We start from the raw sequence: 24,231 nt of genomic DNA, 5'->3' as shown, positions 1-24,231 counted from the left end.
ATCTGATTATACATACCCCAGTTCATTATTTCATTTTCCAAATCAAGAAAGACATGCCCTGTTCCCTAAGGAACACCGACATGTCTTTCTCCATCAAGATGTGATATTCCAAGCTATATCTTGTAGTTATTTCAGCGCAAGCTCTTTGAACACTACATATTTTAAAGCAAACTATTGCAGCAACTCAAGTAGACGTTCTAAATCTTGTTTACTATAATAGTTCAGCTCAATCTTCCCTTTATCTTTATTGTGTTTTATCTTTACCGTTGTTTTAAATCGTTCACGAAGATTTTCTTCCAAATGATCAATATATGGATCTTTCCGTTTCACCTTGATCTTATCTTTTCCTTCAGATGATTTACTGCGATCTAGGTTTTTTACAGCTTCTTCAAGCTCTCGAACACTCCACTCTTGTTCCACACATTGCTTTGCCAGTTGTTTCACTAGGACAGGATCTTTCAATCCCACAATCGCTCGTGCATGTCCCATTGATAATGTTCCACGTGAAACATTATCCTTTACTTCCTCCGGCAAAGACAACAGTCTTAAAAAGTTAGCGATATGCGATCGTGATTTGCCGACTTTCAGAGACAATTCTTCTTGCGTTAAGGAAAATTGTTCCATTAATCCTTGGTAAGCTACCGCCACTTCCATTGCATTCAAATTCTCACGTTGAAGATTCTCAATGAGTGCAATCTCCATTACCTGCTGGTCGCTGAAAGAACGAACAACGGCTGGTACTGTAGCTTTTCCACAATATTGTGATGCCCGAAAACGACGTTCCCCGGCAATAATCTCATATCCCTTAAGAACGCTCCTTACAATAATCGGCTGAATCACACCATGCTGACGAATAGATTCAGCAAGCTCCTGGATCGCTTCTTCATTGAACGTTTTCCGAGGCTGATACGGATTCGCCCGCAACTGACTCAATGGGATATCAACGACTTTATCATCCTCGTTAATAGACAAGGAAGGAATAAGTGCATCCAACCCTTTTCCTAAACGTTTACTCATAAGAGATCACTTCCTTTGCCAACTCCAAGTACACTTCCGCACCTTTTGAGCGAGGATCATAAGTAATGATCGACTGTCCATGAGAAGGAGCTTCACTCAACCGAATGTTCCTTGGAATAATGGTCCTATACACTTTTTCTTGAAAATACTTTTTTACTTCTTCGATCACTTGGATTCCCAAGTTCGTTCTTGCGTCGAGCATTGTAAGTAGTACACCCTCGATTTTAAGAGAAGTATTAAGATGTTTCTGAACCAAACGCACTGTATTCAGTAATTGACTTAGCCCTTCCAATGCATAGTATTCACATTGAATCGGAATAATGACCGAGTCCGCAGCTGTAAGAGAGTTAATCGTAAGAATGCCAAGTGACGGGGGACAATCAATCAAGATATAGTCGTAATTTGGTTTTACCAACTGAAGAGATTTCTTCAAGCGTACTTCACGCGAAATCGTAGGAACAAGTTCAATTTCTGCACCCGCTAGCTGAATCGTAGCAGGAATGATGTCTAGACCTTCGATGTTTGTTGGATTAATAGCATCCTTAGGATGCACCTCATTAATGATAATATCGTAAATGCAGTTTTCAACGTCTGCTTTATTAATACCGACACCACTGGTCGTGTTCCCTTGGGGGTCAATATCCACCAAAAGCACCCGTTTGCCAAGCGAAGCCAGTCCAGCGCCCAGATTGACAGAAGTCGTTGTTTTACCGACCCCGCCCTTTTGATTTGCTATGGCAATTGTTTTAGACACTCATTTCACCTCAATGTAGGAAGACTCTTCTAAGTAGGCTGCAATAGATGATATACAGCAAGAGAAGCTGTATACTGCACATTTGGATATAGGCTGTCTTATGATGACAGCACCTGAACGGTTATGCGCAATCCGCTGGGTTCGGACACGAAACCATTTTTTGAAGATACAAGTAATAAGTTAAGCTCCAAAAAATGCGGTCTGTCTTCCTAGGAGGTCTTACTCTATAGCTGCTTCTTAGGTCAACAGAAAAAGTGGCATAATAACAAGACCACTCCTACTTTCATGTCATACTATGTTTTATCGTTTGGGAATTTTAATAACGATTTCGTAGTGATCATCATGATCATTCTCTGTCGTTTTAATAGCCATACCTGAACCTGTTACCATATCAATTGATTGACGAATGGTATTCAAAGCTAGGCGCACATCTTTACTATACGAAATCCGCTTGGATTTCTTAATCGTAGTTACTTCTTTATAAAATGCTACTCGAGCTTCTGTCTGCTTAACATTCAGCTCCTTAGCAATCACCTCTGCCAACACCTTTAGCTGTGTCTCTTCATTATCAAGTGACAGCAAAGCACGAGCATGACGCTCCGTGATCTTACGTTCCATAAGTGCTAATTTTACTTCTTCCGGCAACTGTAGAAGCCTAATTTTATTAGCAATCGTGGATTGGCTCTTACCGAGCCGCTGCGCAAGACTTTCTTGTGTTAACTGATGAAGATCAATCAGCTTCTGATAAGCTACTGCCTCTTCAATTGAAGTCAGACCTTCCCGCTGCAGATTCTCAATCAGAGCAATTGAAGCTGCCTGGGAATCATTGAAATCTCGAACAATCGCAGGGATTGTATCGAGTCCCAACTTTTTAACTGCACGCCAACGACGCTCACCGGCAATAATCTCATACACGCCATTACGGACACGAACGACAATAGGTTGAATGACACCATGTGTTTTGATGGTTTGAAGCAACTCGTCGATCTTATCATCATCAAAAATCGTACGCGGTTGGTAGGGGCTGCTGACAACCTCATTCACCGGAATTTGCTTCACTTCATCCCCATTATTGCGTTCCGCCGCTAAGCCAAACAACTTCGAAAATTGTTCTTTCATTCCGTATATTACCACCTAATTTCATGATAGCATGGATGACGCCTTTACTTTCTACTGAAACACATGAATAGAATCAGTAGCATGCATGAATGGCTTAACAAAAAAGCCTTTCGTTCCAAAAAGCCCAGTGTCCGAACCTTTCAGATCCGAATATCCCATGCGAAGCTAGGCATTTCCCTGCATAAAACATTACATTTATTCATGACATCAGCAAAAAAACGGACCGGTCTATGTCCGGCCTCTATCAACTGGTACTACGATTCTATTCTACCACTATTTGTCCTATAATCCTATTCTACAAACTCACCTTTTTTTCCTGCTATTTTGGTGTATTTATACAAAATGATGTTGATTTCGCCTTCGATAGGAATAGTTAACGTTATCTAATAAAACATACATTAATGAGCACAATAATAAGTGAGAAATATCGTATATAGAAAAAAGGAATGTTTCACGTGAAACATTCCTTTTCAAAAATCTATATTATATTGTTAAACGAGAGGTGTTTTCGAAGCTGTTCCAGCTTTTCGAGGATACTTCATTGGTGTTGGGCCCTTTTTATCGATAACGATAATATGTCGATCTGATTCCTCAACTGGTAACGAGAAGGAGTGCACTTTACAAAGAGATCCTCTCAATTCTTTAAAGCTCTTAGCAGCTTCAGCAATCTCTTCTGTTGGATCGCTTCCCTTCATTGCAGCAAACTGCCCTCCGACTTTTACAAAAGGTAGACAGAATTCGTTGAGCACAGCCATTCGAGCTACTGCACGTGCAGTCACCAGATCAAATCCATCACGATATCCGTGTTTACGAGCAACTTCCTCTGCCCTGCCGTGCAGTAATTCCACCTCTTCAAGTTCAATCGAATCAGCAACATGCTTCAAGAAGGTGATGCGCTTATTTAATGAGTCGACAATCGTTAATTTAAGATGAGGGAAACAGATCTTCAGAGGAATACCCGGAAATCCCGCTCCAGAACCTATGTCGGCCAAGGACCCGACTTTATCCATATCTACATAAAATGCTAGACTCACCGAATCATAAAAATGTTTCATATAAACCTGATCTCGTTCCGTAATACCTGTCAGGTTCATCTTCTCATTCCACTCAACCAGTATTTCGAAATATTTCTCGAACTGGTCTAATTGCTTCTCATTTATTGAGATACCGCGCTCTTCAAGGCGCTGTACAAAATCTTTTTGAATTGCATCCATAGCTGGATTATCCTTTCGCTGCCGTAACCCGGTTATAGTGCTCCAGGTAAACCAGAAGTATAGAAATGTCGGCTGGAGTAACTCCACCAATACGCGAAGCCTGACCGATTGATATCGGACGGATTTTGTTAAGCTTCTGCCTTGCTTCCATCGCTAAACCATGAATATCGTCATAGACAATATCTTCAGGAATCCGTTTCTTCTCCATCTTCTGAAGTTTCTCCACATGACCGAGCTGCTTGTCGATGTATCCGGCATATTTAATTTGAATTTCTACCTGTTCCTTCATTTCTTCATCTAGATCAAATGGAGATGGTGATATCGATTCAATAATAGAGAATGAAATTTCAGGTCGACGTAATATCGTCAAAAGGCTGATTCCATCCTGAATGGCTGTAGAACCTGCTGCCTCAAGTACTTCGTTTACTTGTACGGGTTTAACTTTCGTCTGACGAAGACGTTCAATCTCCTGTTCAACAAGATCCTTTTTACGAAGGAACTGAGCATACCGCTCTTCAGAGATCAGTCCAATATCATGACCAATCGCAGTCAATCGTAAATCCGCATTGTCATGACGGAGAAGCAAACGATATTCTGCACGAGAAGTAAGCAGACGATAAGGCTCATTCGTACCTTTTGTAACCAAATCATCAATCAGAACACCAATATACCCTTGAGAACGATCAAGTACAATTGCCTCTTTACCCTGCACTTTACGCGCCGCATTAATACCTGCCATAATCCCTTGACCTGCTGCCTCTTCATAACCCGATGTACCGTTAATCTGCCCAGCTGTGAACAATCCAGGAAGACGCTTCGTCTCAAGCGACGGCCATAGCTGCGTTGGAACCATTGCGTCATATTCGATTGCATACCCATTACGCATCATTTCTGCGTTCTCAAGGCCTGGGACCGAACGAAGGATTGCTAGTTGAACATCTTCTGGCATACTCGTGGATAAACCTTGCACATAATATTCCTTCGTATTCTTACCCTCAGGTTCAAGGAAAATTTGATGTTTGGCTTTATCAGCAAAACGTACAATTTTATCCTCTATGGATGGGCAATAGCGTGGGCCGGTTCCTTCAATCACACCGGAGAACATTGGGGCACGGTGCAAATTGTCATTAATAATCTGATGAGTCTCCACCGAAGTATAGGTCAACCAGCAAGGCAATTGTTCATTATCTGAAGATTTAGTTTCATATGAGAAAAACTTCGGCTTATCATCACCTGGCTGAATTTCGGTTTTAGAGAAGTCAATTGTATCCTTGTGTACACGTGGAGGTGTACCCGTCTTAAAACGGACAAGATCAAAACCAAGCTCCTTCAAATTCTGAGCCAATTTCACAGACGGTTGTTGGTTGTTAGGACCACTCTCATACATAAGCTCACCCATAATAACCTTACCACGCAGATAAGTACCTGTAGTCAAAACTACAGCTTTAGCACGGTATTCAGCACCCGTCTGCGTAACAATACCCACACATTCGCCATCCTCAACCAGAAGCTGATCGACCATACCCTGACGAAGTGTCAGCTTATCTTGCTTCTCCATCGTTTCTTTCATGGTATGTTGATAGGAGAACTTATCTGCTTGGGCACGCAGTGCATGAACTGCGGGTCCCTTACCTGTATTCAACATGCGCATTTGGATGAAGGTCTTATCGATGTTCCGGCCCATCTCTCCACCTAATGCATCAATTTCCCGTACGACATGCCCTTTGGCTGGTCCGCCAATCGACGGATTACAAGGCATAAATGCAACCATATCCAAGTTAATCGTAACCATCAACGTCTCAGCACCCATACGTGCAGAAGCAAGTGCTGCTTCACAGCCGGCATGACCTGCGCCGACAACAATCACGTCATAGGTGCGTCCTACATAACTCATGGCAAACCCTCCTGTTTTTTTGTTAATATTTTAAACCCTATATAATAGAAGCTTATTTTCCAAGACAAAATTGAGAGAAAATCTGATCAATCAACGAATCGCCAACCGCTTCACCTAAAATTTCTCCAAGCTGCTCCCAAGCAAGCCTTACATCGATCTGAATCATATCAATTGGGATGTATTGTTCAGCCGCTTCATAAGCATCAAGCAGAGATTTTTTAGCCTTTTTGAGAAGGGCAATATGACGTACATTGCTGACATAAGTCAGATCTCCACCTTCAATCTTACCGCTAAAGAACAACTTCGATATCGCATCCTCTAGTCGATCAATTCCCTCCTGAGCTTTTACAGACATGGGAACGATCAGCTCATCAGGATAATACCTACGGACAATATCCAAATCGATTTGCGATGGTAAGTCCATTTTATTCAAAATTACAATACATTGTCTACCGCGTATTTGTTCCATCAGTTCCAGTTCATCTTCATGCAACGGCTCACTTGCATTCAGCACGAGCAGAATTAGATCTGCTTCACTAACAGCATGTTTCGAACGCTCTACTCCAATTTTCTCAACAACATCCATCGTCTCCCGGATGCCTGCTGTATCAAGCAATTTTAGTGGAATATTGTTAATGGTGACGAACTCTTCGATTACATCTCGTGTTGTACCAGGAATATCTGTAACAATGGCTCTATTATCATGAGCGAGTGTATTGAGCAAAGATGACTTACCCACATTTGGACGACCTACAATCGCTGTAGTGATACCTTCTCGTAGGATCTTTCCCTCTTCTGCAGTCTTCAGTAGTTTATCAATTTCATCCATGACGAATTTACTCTTATCCTTGATAAACTCAGAAGTGAGCGATTCCACATCATGTTCCGGATAATCGATATTTACTTCGATATGAGCTAAAGTTTCCACAAGGGTATAACGCAGATCATTTATCTTGCGGGAGAGTGTTCCTTCTACCTGCTTCAGAGCAACTGAGAAAGCCCGATCCGACTTAGATCTTATTAGATCTATAACCGCTTCCGCCTGAGATAAGTCAATCCTTCCGTTCAAGAAGGCACGCTTGGTAAACTCACCTGGTTCAGCAAGTCGAATATTCTGCTGAAGCAGTAGATCCATCACCCGCTTTACTGCAATAACACCGCCGTGTGCGCTGATCTCCACCACATCTTCTGTCGTAAATGAACGTGGCGCTCTCATCACTGTGACCAGCACCTCTTCAAGATTATCCCGGCTTAAAGGATCCATGATGTGTCCATAATGAACCGTATGTGAATCCACTTCTGATAATCTCTTTTTACTTTTAAATATTTTTTCTACTTCGTTGATGGCTTCAGGACCGCTGACGCGAATAATCGCGATGCCTCCCTCACCGACCGCAGTTGATATCGCAGCAATCGTATCACTCAACATGAAATTCACCTTCTTTTTTGACTATTCATTTCTTGACGTAAGCTTATTAACACTTGAATAAAAAACAATGACTCCCTATTACCGCCCAGGAGTCATTGAGTCCATATAATCTTTACTGCTGCTTCAATGTAATGACGATTCTCCGATTGGGTTCCTCGCCTCTACTTATTGTCTTTACTTGAGCATGATTTTGTAGCCTGAAGTGTATTATCTTGCGCTCAGAAGCAGGCATCGGTTCGAGAACGATTTCCTTTCGTGTCTTTACAGCACGTCCAGCCAATCGATCAGCCAGATCTTCTAGCGTTTTCTTGCGACGTTCACGGAAATTCTCCGCATCGAGCACAATCCGAAGATAATTATCAGAGTAACGGTTAGCCACAATGTTAACTAAATACTGTAAGGCATCGAGTGTCTGACCTCTACGCCCAATCATTAAACCCAAACCAGTACCAGAAATCTGAAGGGTAGTTGATTCCTTACCATGCTCAATATCAACAGAAATGTCCAGGCCCATGGCCTTACCTGTCTCAATCAAAAAGCTAACGGCTTCACGGTAAGGATCTTCTCCTTCATGCTTTATATCTTCAGTCAAACTTCTAGTCTTGGTCTCTACTGATGATATTTTCGATACCTTCTCTACTTCAAGCGCAGGTGATGCCTGCATTTTAGAAGTGAAGTCACTGCTAAGCTCTTCGCCGCCAGTACTGCGAGTGAGAAGCGTAAGTTCAACTTTCGCTTCCTTTACCCCGAACAGCCCCAGGAATCCTTTTGACGGCTGACTCAAAATTTGAACCGATACGTGGTCCCGACTTACACCCCACTGGGCTAGCCCTTGTTCGACAGCATCCTCAACGGTTTTTCCTGTTGCGACGATTTTACTCATCTCGACTTCTTAGCTCCTTTTTTGCCTTTTTTCCCGTTCTTAGGACCCTTACTTGGACCTTTACTTTGACTGATGCTAGCCGTTTTTACATTAGCTATAGCTACATTTTTGTCATTGTTACGGTACAAGAAGTAGTTCTGTACAATGGTATACAAGTTACTGTAGAACCAGTACAGCGGAAGGGCGGATGGGAACTGGAACGACATCACGAAGATCAGAATAGGATACACGAACATCATGAACTGCATCATCCCTTGTTGAGGAGATGGATTCATCTTCAGCATCATTCTAGTCTGGAAGAAAGTCGTGAACGCCGCCAGAACCGGCAGTATAAACAGCTTGTCCGGTTCTCCGAGCTGAAGCCACAGGAATTCATGCTCACGGAGAAGACCGTTATAATAAATCGAATGATAAAGTGCGATAAAGATCGGCATCTGAACAAGCAGCGGTAAACAACCCGCCATCGGATTGACCTTGTGCTCCTGGAACAGTTTCATCGTCTCCATCTGCACTTTTTCAGGAGTATCTTTATATTTCTCACGGATCTTAGCAATTTCAGGTTGAATCGCTTGCATTGCCTTCGAGCTTCGTACCTGCTTAAGTGTCAATGGCAGAATCAATGTACGTACGATAAGCACCATAATCAGTACCGCCAAGCCGTAATTACCATCAAACCATCCAGCAAATGTATCAAGAGCTAGAGTAAAATACAGAACTACGTTACTTTGCCAAAAACCACCATTTCTAAGGTCTTCGATAGTACGCATCTGGTCCGCTTGCGGTGTACAACCAGATAATACAGCCATTGCCATAACTAGCAAAGCTGTGAGGAGGAACCATTTTCCTCGTCTTGTCTTCGTTAGCGACACTTCAAAACCCCTCTCTTAGCATTCCATTCCACGGTAAATCATAACATATTTATATGGACAAATAAACACAAGCTCATCCCTTCTTAGACTTTAAAAGTGACGATTTGCGCAGTACATGCAGCACGCTTTTTTCAAGCTCCTGATAGGTCTTATCCAGCGCGCCTTTTCTGACGATAAAGATCAGATCCATATGTTCAACAATTTCATCCTGATGATGACGGACAATCTCTTTCACGAGCCGCCTCATCCGGTTACGAACCACGGCATTGCCTACCTTTTTACTAACCGACACACCCGCTCGGAACTGTTCTACGTCTCTTTTACGAGACCAGTACAACACAAATTGGTGGTTAGCAAAAGATTTTCCGTGGCGATAAACGCGGCTGAAGTCAGCCCGATTTCGTAAACGCAGTTTTTTTTGCACCAGTCTCTCCCTGCCTGCCTCTAATCTACTGATCAATCACCTTCGGCATCTCAAGGCATTTCTTCCTATATATAATAGTATGGTCATACCGTACAAGCGGTAAACGACTCACCACAATCTCATGATTAATACACCAATTGTGCCATTACGAAAAAAAGACCACCTCGGTGGTCTTCGTGGCATCGTGGCACAAAATTAAGCGCTCAATACTTTTCTGCCTTTTTGACGGCGGCTAGCCAGAACCTTACGTCCGTTCTTGGAACTCATTCTTTTACGGAATCCGTGATTCTTCTTACGTTTGCTCACGTTCGGTTTGAAAGTTTGTTTCGTCATGATCTGTTGCACCTCCTTAAAGGAATCTTAATCTTACCATATAACAAGTAGAAACGGTTCGCCAACTTTTTAGAGCTGGATCCGTCTCTGCGAGAAATATAAGAAAAATTGATGCCTTAGACTTTCTTATATTTTTAACAAAATTTCTTTTTACACTCACAGAAAATGCCTTTATATATTTAATCACAATCAAGCCTAGAAGTCAAACCAAACTTCCTGTATCATCCCATATAAGTTTTCCACAGAATCTTCTTTATTTCTACACTTTAATAGTAATTTATCCACATGGGGATAATTAATTTACGATCTATTTGCACGACAAATAAGGTATTGCCATTTGGCAAAACCCTAATTGTATACGCTTTCACTATGATTAAATTTGCTTTTCACTGTCTAATAACGTTATCTATATACATAAATGTGATTTTATAATTTGACTCAACTCGATAATTCTTAACTGGGAAGGAAGGTATGCCTTTTGGATACGCTGAACTATATGATCGGTGTTGATATCGGAACTACAAGTACCAAGGCGGTATTATTTACTGAGCAAGGGAAGATAAAGGCCACATCTGGCGGCGAATATCCGCTTCTTACGCCTGCTCCCTCTTTTGCCGAACAGGATCCGGATGTTATTTTTCAAACTGTAGTATCATCTATACAAGGGGTTATGTCGGACAGTGGAATTAGGCCAGAGCAGGTACTATTCGTGTCCTTCAGTACAGCCATGCACAGTGTCATTGCAGTCGACAAAATGGGTAAACCGCTTACCCGTTGTATTACCTGGGCTGATAACCGGAGTGCGGAGTGGTCCGAACGATTGAAAAAGGATTTGGGTGGCCATGAGATTTATTTAAGAACCGGCACCCCCATCCATCCCATGTCTCCCCTCACCAAATTAATGTGGCTGCGCCATGAACAAGCCTCCATTTTTAATCAAGCTGAAAAATTCATTTCGATTAAAGAATATATCTACTATCAATTGTTCCAACAATATGTCGTAGATCATTCGATCGCTTCGGCCACCGGACTTCTGAATCTGAATTCGCTAAATTGGGATGAGGAAGCACTAAAAATTGCAGGTATTACGGAAGATCATCTATCTTCCCTGGTCCCTACCACACATATAATGAACGGACTCGATCAAAGGTATGCTGCTGCCATGGGACTCTCTCCCTCCACTCCTTTTGTATTAGGAGCTAGTGACGGAGTACTCTCCAATTTAGGGGTTAACGCAATTAAGCCAGGGGTGGTAGCGGCAACCATCGGAACAAGCGGTGCCATACGAACCGTCGTGGACAAGCCAATGACCGATCCTAAAGGACGTATTTTTTGCTATGCGCTGACAGAAAATAAATGGGTAATTGGTGGAGCTGTTAATAACGGAGGTATGATATTTCGCTGGGTTCGCGATCAACTAGCTGCCTCAGAGGTGGAAACAGCCAAACGTCTTGGCATTAGTCCGTATGATGTGTTGACGAAAATCGCCGAACGGGTTTCTCCTGGATCCGATGGGCTGCTCTTTCATCCTTATTTAACCGGAGAACGAGCCCCCCTATGGAATCCAAATGCTCGCGGTTCGTTTTTCGGCTTAACTTTAAGTCATCAAAAGGAGCATATGATCCGCGCTGTACTTGAAGGTGTCATCTTTAATATGTATACCGTTCTTTTAGCGATGGAGGAACAAATGGGTACCCCGTCTAAAATTCATGCTACTGGGGGATTCGCACGCTCCCCCATTTGGCGTCAGATGATGGCTGATATTTTTGACCAACAGGTTATTGTACCAGAAAGTTATGAAAGCTCATGTTTAGGGGCTGTCGTTCTTGGCCTTTACGCTACGGGCAGAGCTGAATCACTCGATATTGTTGCTGATATGGTCGGAGATACGTTTGATCATCAACCCATCCATGAAAATGCAGTTGTTTATAAGAACCTTCTACCAATATTCATTCGAATTTCTCGCAAACTTGAAGAGGATTACGAAGCAATTTCCGAATTTCAGCATAAATTCATGAAATCTTGAACCAGCCTTTCCCCTCATTTATCACAAAAAAGGCCGCTCCTTTCGGAGCGGCCTTTTCTATTCATATTATCTGCTCTATCCTATCCCGCCAAAATATGAAGAAAAAGTTACCCACAGGCAGATTTTAAGATCCATTTTTTCATGACCCGACAAAATGATGAATCATTCCTCTTTATCGCGAACAACCTGTGTATAATTTTTCTCGCTTTCTTACCTCTGATGTCGAAAGTTGAACAGATTATAAACAATATATAGTGGTGTGAATAAAAATTATGCACAACCTCTTGAATTTGTGGATAAAATCCGCTCACGCATTGAAAATAAGCCTTTCTTTTGCTATGATGATATTACTTTTGGATGTGAATATGTGAATGAACCCTCGATATTATCAACAGGCTGTGGATAAAGTTGTGAACAATTTCAATTTATCCATAGTTTTTTGTTTTCACAGGAGTCTAGCATTGGGGATAAATCTACATTATTCATTTTCTTTCGACATTTCCACTCATGGCTCTAGCCACATTTGGAAGATTTAAAGGAGTGACAGTTTTGGACAGCCATACTTCCGAATTATGGCAGCAAATATTATCGATTATACAAACCAAGCTGAGCAAACCCAGTTTTGACACTTGGTTTAAAGCCACCAAAGCATTGACGCTGAACGATCACTCCGTTGTCATTTCCGCTCCAACGACTTTTGCCGTGGAATGGCTGGAAAGCAGATATACGAAATTGGTTAGCTCGACGGTATATGAAGTTATGGGCAAGCAGGTAGAAGTACGTTTTGTCATCGAAGAGGCCAAAACGTCCGAACCCACGCCACAGCAGCCGTCTCCGCCTCTTCAAGTATCTAGTGATGAGATTCAGTCACATATGCTTAATCAGAAATATACGTTCGACACCTTCGTCATTGGCTCTGGCAACCGGTTCGCTCATGCTGCCTCGCTTGCCGTGGCCGAAGCTCCGGCGAAGGCTTATAATCCGCTGTTTCTATATGGTGGTGTAGGACTAGGAAAAACGCATCTTATGCATGCAATTGGGCATTATATTCTGGAGCATAATCCGAGCAGTAAAGTGGTGTACATCTCCTCAGAGAAATTCACCAACGAGTTCATTAACTCCATCCGGGATAACCGAGCGGAAAGCTTCCGCAACAAGTACCGGAGCGTCGACATTCTGCTCATAGATGATATTCAGTTTCTAGCGGGTAAGGAATCCACCCAGGAGGAGTTCTTCCATACCTTCAATGCATTGCATGAAGAACGGAAGCAGATCATTATTTCCAGTGACCGCCCTCCAAAAGAAATACCAACGCTTGAAGAACGGCTTCGTTCCCGCTTTGAATGGGGACTGATTACCGATATTCAGCCGCCAGATCTCGAAACACGGATCGCGATTCTTCGTAAAAAGGCGAAAGCCGAGAATCTCGACATCCCGAATGAAGCGATGATGTACATCGCCAATCAGATCGATACAAACATCCGTGAGCTGGAGGGAGCGCTCATACGCGTTGTTGCCTATTCCTCACTCACAAATCAGGATGTAACGACACATCTTGCTGCAGAAGCGCTGAAGGATATCATCCCTTCAAGCCGTCCGCGAATGATTACGATTCAGGACATCCAGCAGAAGGTTGGAGAGTACTACAATCTACGTATGGAAGACTTTAAAGCTCGGAAAAGAACGAAAGCTGTCGCATTTCCAAGGCAGATTGCAATGTACTTGTCCCGCGAATTGACCGACTATTCCCTACCCAAAATCGGAGAGGCATTCGGAGGCCGAGATCATACGACGGTCATTCACGCCCACGAGAAAATATCCCAGTCGCTAAAAGCCGATCAAGAACTCTTCAAAGTTGTTAACAATCTTACGGAGAAAATCAAAAATCCAACCTGAACAAGTTCAAAGCCTATGCACAATCTATACACATGTGGATAGGCTTAATTTTATGCCTTTTCTTAGGCTTATCCACATATTCAGTGCCCCTACTACTGATACTATTAATAATTAATAAATATATATCCATAAAGAAGGCGAACAATAACCGGCATAAGCCGGCAATTTAACAACCTTCGTATTTAGCCGCAAGGAGTGAAATTGATGAAGATCAGCATATTAAAAAACGTTTTGAACGAATCCATCCAGCACGTTTCAAAAGCTATTTCCAGCAGAACGACAATTCCAATTTTGAGCGGGATTAAATTAGACGTAAATCACCAAGGTGTGACATTAACCGCAAGCGACACCGATATTTCGATCCAATCGTTTATTCCTGCGGAAGATGATAAGCAGACGATCGTTCAAGTAGACAGACCCGGTAGTGTCGTGCTGCCTGCTAAGTTTTTTGTCGAAATTATCAAGAAGCTTCCTTCCCAAGAGGTCCAAATGGAGGTCAAAGAGAACTTCCAGACCTTTATTTCAGCAGGTGCTACTGAAATCCAAATGGTAGGCCTTGATCCGGAAGAATTCCCGGTACTACCAAGCATTGAGGGTAACCAAACGGTTTCTATTCCTGGAGATTTGCTAAAAAACATGATCAAACAAACCGTGTTTTCCATTTCTACACACGAAACCACACCGATCTTAACAGGTGTACTTTGGAATCTTGCAGATAACGAACTGAAGTTTACAGCGACAGACCGCCACCGTTTGGCAACTCGTTCTGCACAACTGGAAGGAAACGATGATATTAAGTTCAGCAATGTCGTTATTGCGGGTAAGACACTTAATGAGCTGAGCAAAATTGTGCCGGATCAAAATACGCTTGTAGACATCGTTGTCGCAGACAACCAAGTGTTGTTCAAAATCGACCGTGTTTTATTCTATTCCCGTATTTTGGACGGTATTTATCCGGACACTTCTAGGATTATTCCGACAACGCACAAAACAGAACTGATCTTGGACACAAAAAAATTAAGCGAGTCCATCGATCGTGCTTATTTGCTCTCCAAAGAGGAAAAAACGAACATTGTACGTATGCAGACGATGGAGAATGGTGGAGTCGAGATTTCCTCCAGTTCCTCAGAGCTTGGTAAAGTACGAGAAGAGATAGAACTAATTGATTTTAAAGGGGAATCTCTTCGAATCTCGTTCAACTCGAAATATATGCTGGATGTGTTGAAAATTATTGAAAGTGAGCAACTCATGATTGCTTTTACCGGCGTAATGAGCCCAATCATCTTGAAGCCGCTTGACGATACCCAGAGCATGTACATCATTTTGCCTTACCGGACGACCAATTAAAGTTATCCCCAGGCTAGGGGGATGAAAGGATCAAATCATGAAACAAATTGTTATCCACAGTGAATATATAAAGCTTGATTCATTTTTGAAGTTGGCAGATTGCGTATCCACAGGCGGTATGGCAAAGGCTTTGCTGCAAGAAGGAGCGGTAAAGGTCAATGACGAGCTCGAAGAACGACGTGGACGTAAATTGTATCCCGGGGACATTATCAAGGTGGAGGACTGCGGTACCTTTCAGGTTGCTGCGGAGTAAGTAGCCTCCCGTAGCCGCTTAGGCGTTAGAGCGGAAAACGAGGGAGAGGATAAGTTTGTTTGTTAATAACATCAGCCTGCATCATTACCGAAACTATGAATCACTGCAGCTGGAGTCCTTCGGAGACGTAAATCTCATCATTGGACAAAATGCACAGGGCAAAACCAACTTGGTTGAAGCCCTGTTTGTTCTTGCGCTGACCAAAAGTCATCGTACGTCTAAAGACAGAGAACTTATCTCTTTCGAAGCGACCAACTCTCACATATCGGCTGAGGTGGAGAAGAAGTACGGCTCACTAAAGCTAGAGCTATCCCTTTCTCCGCAGGGTAAGAAGGCAAAGATTAATGGACTCGAGCAGCGGAAGCTGAGTGATTTCATCGGGTCGCTGAATGTGGTTATGTTTGCACCTGAGAATCTGGAGATCGTCAAGGGAACACCGGGGGTTCGCCGCCGGTTTCTTGACATGGAGATTGGGCAGGTCACACCTAGCTATCTTTTTCACCTGCAGCAGTATCAGAAAGTTCTCCTCCAACGCAATAATCTACTGAAGACACTTTGGGGAAAAAATGCATCAGAGCAGGCAATGCTAGACATCTGGAACATCCAACTCGTGGAGCATGGTGTTAAAATCGTCAAGAAGAGGAAACAATTTATAAAAAAGCTTCAAAAGTGGGCAGAGACGATCCATCAAGGCATTACAAATGGGATCGAGGAGCTGCGATTACAGTATCTTCCCTCGTTTGCCGATGGAGAGGAAGAAGATGAAGCTGTCTTATTTGAGTCATTTATGATAAAATTATCACAAATGAAAGAGCAGGAAATTCGGCGCGGTATGACTCTGGCAGGTCCTCATCGAGACGATCTAGCTTTTTATATAAACGGCAAGGAAGTACAAACGTACGGGTCACAGGGCCAGCAGCGGACGACCGCGCTGTCTCTTAAACTGGCAGAAATAGAGCTTATACAAGAGGAAATCGGGGAGTACCCTGTGCTGCTCTTGGACGACGTGCTCTCCGAATTGGATCCCTATCGTCAAACTCAGCTGATTGAAACATTCCAGACGAAGGTGCAGACATTCATCACGGCGACGGGAATTGAAAGTTTGAATACCGACAAATTGAAGGGTGCCAGCATTTTTCATGTCCATAGTGGACAGGTGGGCTCTTAAGGAGTGGATTCGTATATATATTCATTTGGGTGGAGAAAAGATTATCCGATCATCGGAGCTGGTTGGAATTTTTGATGTTTCGATTGAGAAATCGTCGAAGATATCCAAACAGTTTGTCATGCATGCACAGCAGCATAAGGTAGTCGAGCGCATTGGCGAAGAGGATCCTAAATCTATCGTCGTCACGAAGAGTATCGTGTATTACTCCCCGATCTCTTCTGCAACCCTGAAGAAACGAGCAAATATATTTGTTGCTTATGCATAACAGAATCTGTAGAAGTAGGTGAAGGCATGTCTATGAATCAACCAGCTTATGATGAGAATCAGATTCAGGTACTGGAAGGATTAGAAGCCGTAAGGAAACGTCCCGGCATGTATATCGGATCCACCAGTGCCAAGGGTTTGCATCATTTGGTGTGGGAAGTGGTGGACAACAGTATCGATGAAGCTATGGCCGGAATATGCGACCATATTGAGATTTTTGTTCATCCCGATAATAGTATTACTGTCGTCGATAACGGACGGGGGATTCCCGTTGGTGAGAATGCCAAACTAAAGAAATCCACCCTCGAAGTTGTTATGACTGTACTTCATGCCGGTGGTAAGTTTGGCGGCGGAGGATACAAAGTTTCCGGCGGTTTGCATGGTGTTGGTGTTTCCGTCGTAAATGCGCTGTCCAGTAAAGTTGTCGTTCAGGTAAGACGTGACGGACAGATCTATCAACAGGAGTACCATCGTGGTGTTCCTCAGTACGACATTAAGGTTGTTGGTGAAACGGATGATCACGGCACCACCGTAACATTCCTACCTGATCCAGAGATTTTTACAGAAACGACAGAGTATGAATACAATACGCTACTTACACGGGTGCGGGAGCTTGCTTTCTTGAACAAAGGCATTGCACTAACTCTCACTGATGAGCGTACAGGTGCTTCTAACTACTTCAAGTACGAAGGCGGGATTATTGAATACGTCAAGTATTTGAATGAGAAGAAGGAAGCACTTCATGAGGAGCCTATTTATGTTGAGGGATCCCGTGACAATATCCAAGTAGAAGTATCGCTGCAATATAACGATAGCTATACAGAGAACATTTATTCCTTTGCGAATAATATTAATACCCACGAGGGTGGTACGCATGAATCAGGATTTAAGAGTGCCCTGACTCGTATCATCAACGACTATGCTCGCAAGACAGGGTTCATCAAAGATAACAGCTCCAATCTGACAGGTGATGATGTTCGTGAAGGATTGACTGCAATCATTTCGGTCAAAATCCCTGAGCCTCAGTTTGAAGGTCAGACGAAGACGAAGCTTGGGAACAGTGAAGTCCGGGGGATTGTAGAGTCCTTGTTCGCTGAGAAGCTGCAGGAATTTCTACAAGAGAACCCATCTGTCTCTCGCCGTATCTTAGATAAAGCCTTATCAGCATCTCGTGCTCGTGAAGCAGCACGTAAGGCTCGTGAGATGACGCGCCGTAAGAGTGCACTTGAAGTGAGTGCTCTTCCTGGTAAGCTGGCTGACTGCTCTTCTAAGGATGCTTCCATCAGTGAGCTGTACATTGTCGAAGGTGACTCTGCCGGTGGCTCTGCGAAGCAGGGACGTGACCGTCACTTCCAAGCGATTCTACCGTTACGTGGTAAAATTCTGAACGTAGAGAAGGCTCGCTTGGATCGCATCTTGTCTAACGCAGAGATTCGAGCCATTATTACCGCTCTGGGTACCGGTATTGGTGATGATTTTGATCTAAGCAAGGCTCGCTATCACAAGATCATCATTATGACCGATGCCGACGTCGATGGTGCACATATTCGTACCTTGCTGCTGACATTCTTCTACCGGTACATGCGGAAGATTGTTGAAGCGGGATACATCTATATCGCACAGCCACCACTCTTCAAGGTAGAACGTAACAAGGTAATCCGCTATGCGGGCTCTGAGAAAGAGCGCGATCAGATCATTGCAGAGTTTGGCGAGAATGCCAAATTTAACGTTCAACGTTATAAAGGTCTTGGTGAGATGAATGCTGGTCAACTGTGGGAAACAACAATGGATCCAGAGAGCCGTACCATGCTGCAAGTAACGATTGACGATGCCATCTTAGCAGACAGCATTTTTGATACGCTGATGGGCGACAATGTTGAACCACGTCGTGATTTCATTCAAGAACATGCGAAGCTTGTTCGTAACCTCGACGTGTAGGCAGCTGGCAACAGAGGCTTAAAAAAAGACAATGAATGCGTCAATTTACACGCCCCACTGTCTTTCAAAGCGTGCAGATTATCTGCACGCTTTTTTTATTGTTTACCTTTGAGAATGACGACTAATTCGCCTTTTTCTTACTTGATGTATTTCTTCCATATGCATCAGCATATCTCTTTACTTTTTGATAAACCGTTGGATCTTTGAAAAATTTCTTGAAAGGGAAAAGTGCTGGTTTTGTGTTTACTTCAAGAATCCATATATTCCATCGGCCATCAATAGCCACGTCCAGCCCGATTTCCTTTATGTTTGGATACGATTTTTGAAGTTGAGAAGCGATGTTTACACCGAGTTCATTTAACTCTTCACGAATATTCTCTGCTTCTTCAGAGCTCATATGTTCACTCATCAGCAACTTAAAGTGTTTTACAGTACCGCCGCTATGATGATTTGTTACGATTTTTTGCTTAGCAGCGACTCGGCCTAAGATACCGGTACTTTCCCAGCGACCATAAGGAGTCTTCTGTACTAGCACTCGAAGATCGAAAGAACGTCCTTTGTGACGAAGCAAGCGTATTCCCTGTTGAATAAGATATTGCTTACCCTGACAGAGATTTAAGATCGTTCTATCTAGCTGCTGTAGTGTTGAAAAATGTTCTGTGGTCGTTTCATAGCGAAGCTTATACGTTTTTGATCCAATGGAGTTGCCTGATTCAGTGGAGTTAATTGCTTCTACACACATCACACCAATACCGTAAGTGCCCCGGTCCGGCTTTATATAGACGAGTGTATGCGTATCGAGCATTTGTTCGAGTGCATCGAATGAGTAGAGGCGGGTAGCCGGAACATAAGAGGCGAGTCCTTTATTTTTGAGTATCATTTTCGTTTTTGTCCATTTGCTTGAAACGCGTTGTACAGTCAACCATTTTCATCCTTTCCGGTTCCATAGTTATTCAAGTTGAACGAAGCATTCCATTTCGGTTTGAAATCATGGAGTATGCGTTACTGTGCCCCGAAAACATAGGACAAGGGAAGCAAACAATGGTATAATATAAAGATGCGAAGATTCGTATTTGTTTATCATGATTTCCGAGAATCCTTTGCCCTGCATTGTATGTGAAAATTAGCGCGGAGGACAGGGCGTTTCCCTAGTTCCGGGCAAAATATACACTTTTTACGCGCGAGATCAGAGCGACGTTTAATTGTGCTCCTTTTGTGAAAGTAATATAATTAAGATTAATGGATTTGCATCGTTGTTCACTATTCTGCTTTTTTCACATAGATCTAGGCATGATTGATAGGAAAATGAAGGAGGTCCAGCATGGCGGAAGAAAATTTCTCCCAAATTAAAGATCGGGACATCGGTACGGAGATGCGTGAATCCTTTATGGATTATGCGATGAGTATCATTGTCAGCCGGGCTCTGCCGGATGTGCGGGACGGATTGAAGCCGGTTCACCGTCGTATTTTGTATGCGATGTCTGAGCTCGGAATGGCCCCGGATAAGCCACATAAGAAATCTGCGAGAATCGTCGGCGAAGTTATCGGTAAGTATCACCCCCATGGTGACTCGGCTGTGTATGAGTCCATGGTGCGGATGGCACAAGACTTCTCCATGCGTTACATGCTCGTAGACGGACATGGTAACTTCGGTTCCATCGACGGCGATATGGCTGCAGCCATGCGTTATACGGAAGCTCGTTTATCCAAAGTAGCCATGGAAATGCTACGTGACATCAATAAAGAGACGATTGATTTTATCCCTAACTATGACGGTGAAGAGCAAGAGCCTGTTGTCCTTCCAGCACGTTACCCGAACCTGCTTGTGAATGGCGTATCTGGTATTGCGGTTGGTATGGCTACCAACATCCCGCCTCATAATCTAGGAGAAGTTATAGACGGCGTACAGGCACTTATCCGGAATCCGGATATTACCCCTATGGAATTGATGGATTATATTCAAGGTCCGGATTTCCCTACTGCCGGCTATATTATCGGTCGTGCGGGTATCCGTCAGGCGTATCAAACAGGTCGCGGTTCTGTAACCATGCGTGCGAAAGCAACAATTGAGGAGAACAATAATAAGGCTAGAATCGTTGTTCACGAGATTCCATATCAGGTGAATAAAGCGCGTCTAGTTGAAAAGATTGCAGAACTTGTTCGCGATAAACGAATTGATGGTATCACCGACCTGCGTGATGAGTCGGATCGTAATGGTATGCGTATCGTTATTGAGCTGCGTCGTGACGTCAATCCGAATGTTGTATTGAATAACTTGTACAAGCATACTTCGATGCAATCTAATTTCGGCATTAATATGCTCGCCATCGTTAATAATGAGCCTAAAATTCTGAATTTGCGCGATGTACTGTATCATTACTTGGAGCACCAAGTAACCGTAATTCGCCGCCGTACAGAATTTGAACTCAGAAAAGCTGAAGCACGTGCTCATATTCTCGAGGGATTACGTATTGCTCTTGATCATTTGGATGAGGTAATTGCACTGATTCGTGCATCTCAGACAACCGAGGCAGCGCGTGAGGGCTTGATTGAAAGATTTGGTCTCAGTCATGAGCAGGCACAGGCTATTCTGGATATGCGTCTCCAGCGCTTAACAGGTCTAGAACGTGAGAAGATCGAGAATGAGTACCAAGAACTCATGAAGAGAATTGCTGAACTGCGTGAAATCCTTGCCGATGAGCAGCTAATTCTGCAGATCATTAGCGAAGAGCTCCAAGAAATTAAAGAGCGCTTTAATGATGAGCGTCGTACAGAAATTACCGTGGGTGAAGATAGCATCCTGGATGAGGACCTGATTCCTCGTGAGGAAGTTATCATTACCATTACTCATACCGGTTACATCAAACGTTTGCCGGCTAATACGTACCGTAGTCAGAAGCGGGGCGGACGTGGTGTTGTAGGGATGGATACGAAGAGCGAAGACTTTGTAGAGCATCTTTTCGTCACGAACTCTCACCATTACCTCATGTTCTTCACGGACAAAGGTAAGGCATATCGCCTGAAAGCTTATGAGATTCCAGAGCTCAGCCGGACAGCACGCGGTACACCAATTATCAACCTGATTCAGATCGAACAGGGAGAGACGGTTAACGCGGTTATCCCAGTTGAGAGCTTTGAGAGTGATAATTACCTGTTCTTTGCGACCTGCCAAGGTGTTGTTAAGAAGACGCCACTTGAGGATTACGTTAATATCCGAAAAGGCGGTTTGATCGCAATCAACCTTCGTGAGGATGATTCCCTGATTGATGTTAAGCTGACCGATGGCCAGCGAGAAATCATCATGGGTACCGCTCAAGGTATGTCCATAAGGTTCCAGGAAAGCGATGTGCGTTCTATGGGACGGAGTGCGACGGGTGTTAAAGGTATTACACTTGATAGTGATGATGCGGTTATCGGTATGGATGTAGTCGATAAGGATCTAGATATCCTCATTGTAACGACCAAGGGTTATGGTAAACGGACGCCAGCTGAAGATTATCGTTCACAGACCCGGGGTGGTAAAGGGATTAAAACCATTAATGTTACGGATAAGAATGGTGCTGTAGTTGGATTGAAAGTCGTTAAATCTGAAGAAGATTTGATGATTATAACGTCTAGTGGTACGATCATCCGGACGAGCATGGAAGGTATCTCAACAATGGGACGCTATGCACAGGGTGTGAAGTTGATCAATATTCGTGAAGACGATGCTGTTGCAACGGTATGCCGTGCTGATAAGAGCGAAGAGCCAGACGAGAGTGCTTTAGAGGATGGAGTAGAAGCTGACGATCAAGTTAGCGAGGAAACATCTGAGCCAGCGGATAACGAATAAGATATATGAAGAGCATGGGTGCAGCAGTCATCCGTGCTCTTTTTTTATAGTTAGAACATATGCCATACAGTCAAGAAGATACAATATCAGGTAATTAGTTTTGGACAGGTTGAGGAACTAGTACTATAATGTTGTTAAAAATAAGGTAAAATTGGCTGCCGAAATGCTAAAACACAGCTGAGGGAATAGATGGAGAGGTTGATCATGACGATCAGATCTGTTAGTGAATTACAACCCGGTGTAAAACTGACTAAAGATGTACATACGCCTCTTGGCGGTGTTTTGCTTCAAAAAGGAAAAGTATTATTACCAAGGGATTTGGAAGTCCTTAAAGCCTTTTTGGTGCAGCAAGTAGATATAGAAGTGAATGATATAGATACGACTAAGATTCCAACCATAAAAACAGCAGGAAAGAAACCAGCACTTATTTTTTCAGATAGTTCCTCTAAATTGGGGAAAGAAGAAGTACCAGCAAGAAAAGATCAGCCTCTACATGAGGAGTATGATAAGACACTTGCTCTAGTAAAGAGTTGTTATCAATCGGCTATAACGGGTGAACTAAAGATGCTTGAAGTCCGTAACCAGATGGAGTCCATGCTGAAATATCAGAACGATTATCACATTCTAAAGTTCACACCACGTATGACCAGCAGACATGACTACAGATATCATAATGCAGTTTTATGCTCCTTATCATCATACAAGCTAGCTCAGTGGATTGGTCTTCCGCAAAAAGATTGGATGCAGGTCGCTTTCGCAGGATTGCTGCACGATATCGGAAATGCTAAGATTGATCCCCTTATATTGAACAAACCATCAAAGCTGACTTCAGAAGAAAGTGAGGAGATGAGACGCCATACCACTTACGGTTACCAGATTCTAAAAAATGTGACGGCTGTTAATGAAGGGGTCCGGCTTGCTGCTCTTCAGCATCACGAAAAGGTGGATGGTTCAGGTTATCCTCTACGTCTCGAAGGTTCCAAAATTCATGCATATGCGAGAATCGTTGCAGTAACCGATATTTTTCATGCCATGACACTGGATAAATTCTATCGTGGTGCTCAATCGCCTTATGTTGTATTAGAACAGATTCAACTGGAGTCATTCGGTAAACTAGATCCGATGATTGTCCAGACCTTTATAGATAAGGTGACATCATTTCACAATGGGACTAAGGTAAGACTGAGTAATAATACGGTTGGAGAAATTGTGTTTACGGACAAGTCTCATCCTACTCGTCCAATGGTTTCAATGGACGGTCAGATTATTAATCTGGTACAGCAAAGACATCTATTTATAGAAGAAGTCATTTCTTAACCAAAAAGGGTTGACCTAGTTAGCAAGGCTGTGGTATATTATTTCTTGCCGCTTTGAGCGGTATAATATATCGCAGCAATCATTTCAAAGCTTTTCAAAAATAATGCTTGCAAAATTCGAAAGAACATGATATATTATAAGAGTTGCTGCGGCGAACGAGATTTGCGAGTGACACTGAAGAATTGACCTTTGAAAACTGAACAACGAGTGAGTTAAACCGATCTTACCTCGGTAAGATCAAAAATGAGAATTTT

The 24,231-nt window shown here is 43.1% G+C and carries 20 protein-coding genes; 9 read left to right on the top strand and 11 right to left on the bottom strand.

Going from position 1 to position 24,231, the window contains the following annotated elements; genetic code table 11:
- Positions 1-171: 171 nt before the first annotated feature.
- The 10 genes from AC3WJJ_RS18880 to rpmH all read right to left on the bottom strand — a co-directional run bounded on the left by AC3WJJ_RS18880 (position 172) and on the right by rpmH (position 9,936).
- Positions 172-1,017 (bottom strand): ParB/RepB/Spo0J family partition protein, encoded by an 846-nt coding sequence (locus AC3WJJ_RS18880; protein WP_492543132.1) that lies wholly within the window; start codon positions 1,015-1,017, stop codon positions 172-174.
- The gene (locus AC3WJJ_RS18875; protein ID WP_422658972.1) at positions 1,010-1,771 is read right to left on the bottom strand and encodes a ParA family protein; all 762 of its coding nucleotides are present in this window, start codon (positions 1,769-1,771) and stop codon (positions 1,010-1,012) included. Before AC3WJJ_RS18875 ends, AC3WJJ_RS18880 begins: the two co-directional genes overlap by 8 nt.
- A 300-nt stretch (positions 1,772-2,071) precedes the next feature.
- Entirely contained in the window at positions 2,072-2,890 is an 819-nt protein-coding gene (noc, locus tag AC3WJJ_RS18870) for a nucleoid occlusion protein (RefSeq protein WP_422658973.1), read from the bottom strand.
- A 491-nt stretch (positions 2,891-3,381) separates the two neighbouring features.
- Positions 3,382-4,104: a 16S rRNA (guanine(527)-N(7))-methyltransferase RsmG gene (rsmG, locus tag AC3WJJ_RS18865; RefSeq protein ID WP_422658974.1), complete on the bottom strand. Its 723-nt coding sequence runs from the start codon at positions 4,102-4,104 to the stop codon at positions 3,382-3,384.
- A gap of 7 nt (positions 4,105-4,111) precedes the next feature.
- Positions 4,112-5,998, bottom strand: a complete 1,887-nt coding sequence (gene mnmG / locus AC3WJJ_RS18860) for a tRNA uridine-5-carboxymethylaminomethyl(34) synthesis enzyme MnmG (RefSeq protein ID WP_492543129.1) — start codon at positions 5,996-5,998, stop codon at positions 4,112-4,114.
- A 52-nt stretch (positions 5,999-6,050) separates the two neighbouring features.
- On the bottom strand, positions 6,051-7,427 hold the full coding sequence (gene mnmE, locus AC3WJJ_RS18855) for a tRNA uridine-5-carboxymethylaminomethyl(34) synthesis GTPase MnmE (RefSeq protein WP_492543127.1): 1,377 nt from the start codon (positions 7,425-7,427) through the stop codon (positions 6,051-6,053).
- 112 nt (positions 7,428-7,539) lie between these two features.
- Entirely contained in the window at positions 7,540-8,310 is a 771-nt protein-coding gene (gene jag, locus AC3WJJ_RS18850; RefSeq protein ID WP_422658977.1) for an RNA-binding cell elongation regulator Jag/EloR, read from the bottom strand.
- Positions 8,307-9,179: a YidC/Oxa1 family membrane protein insertase gene (locus AC3WJJ_RS18845; protein WP_492543125.1), complete on the bottom strand. Its 873-nt coding sequence runs from the start codon at positions 9,177-9,179 to the stop codon at positions 8,307-8,309. The genes jag and AC3WJJ_RS18845 overlap by 4 nt, the downstream gene beginning before the upstream one ends.
- Positions 9,180-9,252: 73 nt before the next feature.
- Complete coding sequence (gene rnpA / locus AC3WJJ_RS18840; RefSeq protein ID WP_492543123.1) at positions 9,253-9,603, bottom strand: ribonuclease P protein component; 351 nt, start codon at positions 9,601-9,603, stop codon at positions 9,253-9,255.
- A gap of 195 nt (positions 9,604-9,798) precedes the next feature.
- Positions 9,799-9,936 carry a 50S ribosomal protein L34 gene (rpmH, locus tag AC3WJJ_RS18835; protein WP_422658980.1) on the bottom strand — a complete coding sequence of 46 codons (138 nt, stop codon included), beginning with the start codon at positions 9,934-9,936 and terminating at the stop codon, positions 9,799-9,801.
- A 478-nt stretch (positions 9,937-10,414) separates the two neighbouring features.
- Here rpmH and gntK point away from each other — a divergent pair, with 478 nt between their 5' ends.
- From gntK to gyrB, 7 genes are all read left to right on the top strand, one after another.
- Complete coding sequence (gntK, locus tag AC3WJJ_RS18830; protein ID WP_492543121.1) at positions 10,415-11,962, top strand: gluconokinase; 1,548 nt, start codon at positions 10,415-10,417, stop codon at positions 11,960-11,962.
- A 549-nt stretch (positions 11,963-12,511) separates the two neighbouring features.
- Positions 12,512-13,858 carry a chromosomal replication initiator protein DnaA gene (gene dnaA / locus AC3WJJ_RS18825; RefSeq protein ID WP_422658982.1) on the top strand — a complete coding sequence of 449 codons (1,347 nt, stop codon included), beginning with the start codon at positions 12,512-12,514 and terminating at the stop codon, positions 13,856-13,858.
- 204 nt (positions 13,859-14,062) lie between these two features.
- On the top strand, positions 14,063-15,205 hold the full coding sequence (dnaN, locus tag AC3WJJ_RS18820; protein ID WP_422658983.1) for a DNA polymerase III subunit beta: 1,143 nt from the start codon (positions 14,063-14,065) through the stop codon (positions 15,203-15,205).
- Positions 15,206-15,242: 37 nt separating this feature from the next.
- Entirely contained in the window at positions 15,243-15,458 is a 216-nt protein-coding gene (gene yaaA, locus AC3WJJ_RS18815) for a S4 domain-containing protein YaaA (protein ID WP_422658984.1), read from the top strand.
- Between the two features lie 55 nt (positions 15,459-15,513).
- Entirely contained in the window at positions 15,514-16,626 is a 1,113-nt protein-coding gene (gene recF, locus AC3WJJ_RS18810) for a DNA replication/repair protein RecF (RefSeq protein WP_492543117.1), read from the top strand.
- 13 nt (positions 16,627-16,639) lie between these two features.
- Entirely contained in the window at positions 16,640-16,891 is a 252-nt protein-coding gene (remB, locus tag AC3WJJ_RS18805; protein ID WP_422661583.1) for an extracellular matrix regulator RemB, read from the top strand.
- Positions 16,892-16,917: 26 nt separating this feature from the next.
- A complete protein-coding gene (gene gyrB, locus AC3WJJ_RS18800; RefSeq protein ID WP_492543115.1) occupies positions 16,918-18,828 on the top strand; it encodes a DNA topoisomerase (ATP-hydrolyzing) subunit B in 1,911 nt (636 codons plus the stop codon).
- A 121-nt stretch (positions 18,829-18,949) separates the two neighbouring features.
- On the opposite strand, the gene AC3WJJ_RS18795 is transcribed toward gyrB, so the two are convergent.
- Positions 18,950-19,750 carry a YheC/YheD family protein gene (locus AC3WJJ_RS18795; RefSeq protein ID WP_492543113.1) on the bottom strand — a complete coding sequence of 267 codons (801 nt, stop codon included), beginning with the start codon at positions 19,748-19,750 and terminating at the stop codon, positions 18,950-18,952.
- Between the two features lie 399 nt (positions 19,751-20,149).
- Here AC3WJJ_RS18795 and gyrA point away from each other — a divergent pair, with 399 nt between their 5' ends.
- Both gyrA and AC3WJJ_RS18785 read left to right on the top strand, forming a co-directional pair.
- Positions 20,150-22,660, top strand: a complete 2,511-nt coding sequence (gene gyrA / locus AC3WJJ_RS18790) for a DNA gyrase subunit A (protein WP_492543111.1) — start codon at positions 20,150-20,152, stop codon at positions 22,658-22,660.
- Between the two features lie 204 nt (positions 22,661-22,864).
- Positions 22,865-23,977 (top strand): HD-GYP domain-containing protein, encoded by a 1,113-nt coding sequence (locus tag AC3WJJ_RS18785; RefSeq protein ID WP_492543109.1) that lies wholly within the window; start codon positions 22,865-22,867, stop codon positions 23,975-23,977.
- The last annotated feature ends 254 nt before the right edge of the window (positions 23,978-24,231 follow it).

The organism is Paenibacillus sp. FW507-14B1B, assembly GCF_058781425.1.
The sequence above is the reverse complement of the archived record's forward strand: the minus strand, read 5'-3'. Positions and strand labels throughout refer to the sequence as shown.